This is a genomic window from Pseudomonas sp. LAMO17WK12:I10 (assembly GCF_900215185.1).
Lineage (GTDB): Bacteria > Pseudomonadota > Gammaproteobacteria > Pseudomonadales > Pseudomonadaceae > Aquipseudomonas > Aquipseudomonas chlororaphis.
The window spans coordinates 1-1,186 of record NZ_OBDX01000095.1; the positions used below are offsets into that span (position 1 = coordinate 1).

Here is a 1,186-nt window from a genome sequence, read left to right on the forward strand (position 1 = left end):
GTGAAATTGACCTGGGGCGGTGCGGTCAAGGAGGTCGTGGTCGGTGCGGATGGTAAGTGGTCCGCGACCTTTCCCAGCAGCCAGGTGCCGGCCGATGGCAATACAACCCTGAGTGCGACTGTTACCGATGCAGCGGGTAACGCGTCGAGCCCCACCAAGCGTGCTATCGAGGTAGATACCCATGCCGGGGCTGCGCCGGTGATTAGTAGTGTTCCTGCTGTCGTCAATAGTGCGGCGAAGGCTGCCGGGGTTACCGTCAGCGGTACCGCCGAAGCAGGTCGCATTGTGAAGTTGACCTGGGGTGCTACTGTCAAGGAAGTCGTAGCTGATATGGATGGCAAGTGGTCCGCGACCTTTACCAGCGACCAGGTGCCGGCCGATGGCAAAACAACTTTGAGTGCGGCTGTTAGCGATGCAGCAGGCAACACCTCAAGCACTACAAGCTCTATTACGGTTGATTCTGGTGCGGCTGCGGCGGTAATTGCACCTGTAGCTGGCGACAATGTGATCAATGCTGTCGAGAAGGCGGCTGGGGTTACCGTCAGCGGTACCGCCGAAGCAGGCAGCACGGTGCAATTGACCTGGGGAGGTACTGCCAAAGAAGTCGTGACGGATAAGGACGGGAAGTGGACTTCGACCTTTACCAGCGATCAAGTACCAGTCGATGGCGACACGACTCTGACCGCGATTGTCACCGATGCGGCGGGCAACGCATCGAGCCCCACCGCGCAAGCGATCGTGGTGGATACCGATCCAGCTGCCGCGCCGGTGATTAGCAGTGTCCCTGCTGCCGTCAATGGTGCAGGGAAGGCTGCCGGGGTTACCGTCAGCGGTACCGCCGAAGCGGGTCGCACGGTGAAGTTGACCTGGGGCGGGACTGTCAAGGAAGTCTTGGCTGATATGGATGGCAAGTGGGCCGCGACTTTTACCAGTGACCAAGTGCCGGCTGATGGCAACACAACCTTGAGGGCGACTATCACTGATGCGGCGGGCAACACCTCAAGTGCTACAAGTTCTATTGCGGTTGATACTGTTGCGGCTGCGGCTGTTATTGCGCCTATATCAGGTGACAATGCGATCAATGCTACTGAGAAGGCTGCCGGGGTCACCGTCAACGGTACCGCCGAAGCGGGCAGCACGGTGAAATTGACCTGGGGCGGTGCGGTCAAGGAGGTCGTGGTCGGTG

Annotated in this window: 1 protein-coding gene; it reads left to right on the forward strand. The window is 59.5% G+C overall.

Going from position 1 to position 1,186, the window contains the following annotated elements:
- Positions 1-1,186: Ig-like domain-containing protein (locus tag CRO75_RS32265; protein WP_177409825.1), on the forward strand; the 1,186-nt coding region annotated here is incomplete at both ends.